This window comes from Rhodopseudomonas sp. BR0C11 (assembly GCF_010820945.1).
GTDB lineage: Bacteria > Pseudomonadota > Alphaproteobacteria > Rhizobiales > Xanthobacteraceae > Rhodopseudomonas > Rhodopseudomonas palustris_H.
The window spans coordinates 1-1,747 of the sequence record NZ_QTKI01000635.1 but is presented as its reverse complement, the minus strand read 5'-3'; the positions used below and the strand labels follow the sequence as shown (position 1 = coordinate 1,747).

At 67.0% G+C, this 1,747-nt stretch carries 2 protein-coding genes; both read left to right on the top strand.

What is annotated here, in order from left to right; all coding sequences use genetic code 11:
• The coding region (locus DYI24_RS26060) for an extracellular solute-binding protein (RefSeq protein ID WP_164574367.1) at positions 1 to 1,467 on the top strand (1,467 nt) is incomplete at its 5' end.
• Between the two features lie 4 nt (positions 1,468 to 1,471).
• A partial coding sequence (locus DYI24_RS26055) for an AMP-binding protein (RefSeq protein WP_164574366.1) occupies positions 1,472 to 1,747 on the top strand: 276 nt, incomplete at its 3' end.

Sequence of the window (1,747 nt, the reverse complement as noted above, 5' to 3'; positions counted from 1 at the left end):
GTCACATTCCGGATCGATCCGCGCGCCCGGTTTTCCGACGGCAAGCCGGTCACCGCCGAGGACGTGCTGTTCTCCTGGAAGCTACTCCGCGACAAGGGCCGGCCGAACCTCCGCCTGTATTACGGCAAGGTCGCCAGCGCCGAAGCGCTCGATCCCCTCACCGTCCGGTTCGATTTCGGCGGTGCACCGGACCGCGAGCTGCCACTGATCCTCGGCCTGATGCCGGTGCTGCCGCGCCACGCGGTCGATCCCGACAGCTTCGAAGAAACCTCCCTCAAACCGCCGCTCGGCTCGGGCCCCTACCGTGTCACCAATGTTCAGGCCGGTACCAGCGTCACCCTGACACGCGATCCAAACTATTGGGGCCGCGACCTGCCGATCAACCGCGGCCTGTGGAACTTCGACGAGGTGCGGATCGATTACTTCCGCGAGTCCAATGCACAGTTCGAGGCGTTCAAGCGCGGGCTGTACGACTTCCGCGTCGAGACCGATCCGCTGCGTTGGAGCGAAGGCTATGACTTCCCGGCCGCAAGGCATGGCGACGTGATCCGCGACGCGATCAAGCCGGGCACGCCGGAGCCGACCGATACGCTGGTGTTCAACACCCGCCGTCCGGTGTTCGCCGATGTTCGGGTGCGCGAGGCACTGCTCAACCTGTTCGACTTCGAGTGGATCAATCGCAACTACTTCTTCGGCCTCTATACCCGCACCGGGGGATTCTTCGGCGGCTCCGAGCTGTCGGCCTATGGCCGCGCCGCCGATGACGGCGAGCGCAAGCTGCTCCAGCCATATCTGCCGCGGCTCCGCGCCGACATCCTGGACGGCAGTTTCCGGCTCCCGGCGAGCGACGGTTCGGGCCGCGACCGCGCCGGCCTGCGCCGGGCGCTCGATCTGCTGGAGCAGGCCGGCTACCAGCTCGACGGCACCGTGCTGCGCAAGCGCAACACCCGCCAGCCCCTCACCTTCGAGCTTCTCGTGACGACGCGGGAGCAGGAGCGGATCGCACTGGCGTTCGCCCGCGACCTCAAGCGCGCCGGCATTACCGTGTCGGTCCGCACCGTGGATGCCGTGCAGTTCGATCAGCGCCGCCTCGCCTACGACTTCGACATGATCCCGAACCGCTGGGACCAATCACTGTCGCCCGGCAACGAGCAGTCGTTCTATTGGGGGAGCGACGCCGCCGACACGCCAGGCACCCGTAACTACATGGGCGCCAAGGATCCGGCGATCGACGCGATGATTGCCGCGTTGCTACGTGCCCGCGGCCGCGCCGATTTCGTCGACGCCGTGCGCGCGCTCGATCGCGTCCTGATCTCGGGGTTCTACGTGGTCCCTGTGTACAGCGTGCGTGAGCAATGGATCGCGCGCTGGAATCGTTTAGAACGTCCGAAGGCCACCGCCCTGACGGGTTATCTTCCCGAAACATGGTGGTATCGGCCGCCGCCGCAGCAACCGCCGCAGAGGTGATCCAGTGAGCCCGCCCAACACCTCGCCGACGCTCGACGGACTGTTTCGCCGCACCCTCGCCCGTCAGCCGGATGCGATCGCGCTGATCGATCCGCCGGACAAGCAGCGCATCACCGGACAGCCGCCGCGGCGCATGACCTACGCCGAGGCCGACCGCGCGATCTCGGCGCTGGCCGCGCATTTCGTCACCGCCGGTCTGCCGAGCAATTCGGTGATCGCGGTGCAACTGCCGAACACCATCGAATTCGCGCTGACGGTGCTGGCGGCGCATCGCCCCGGC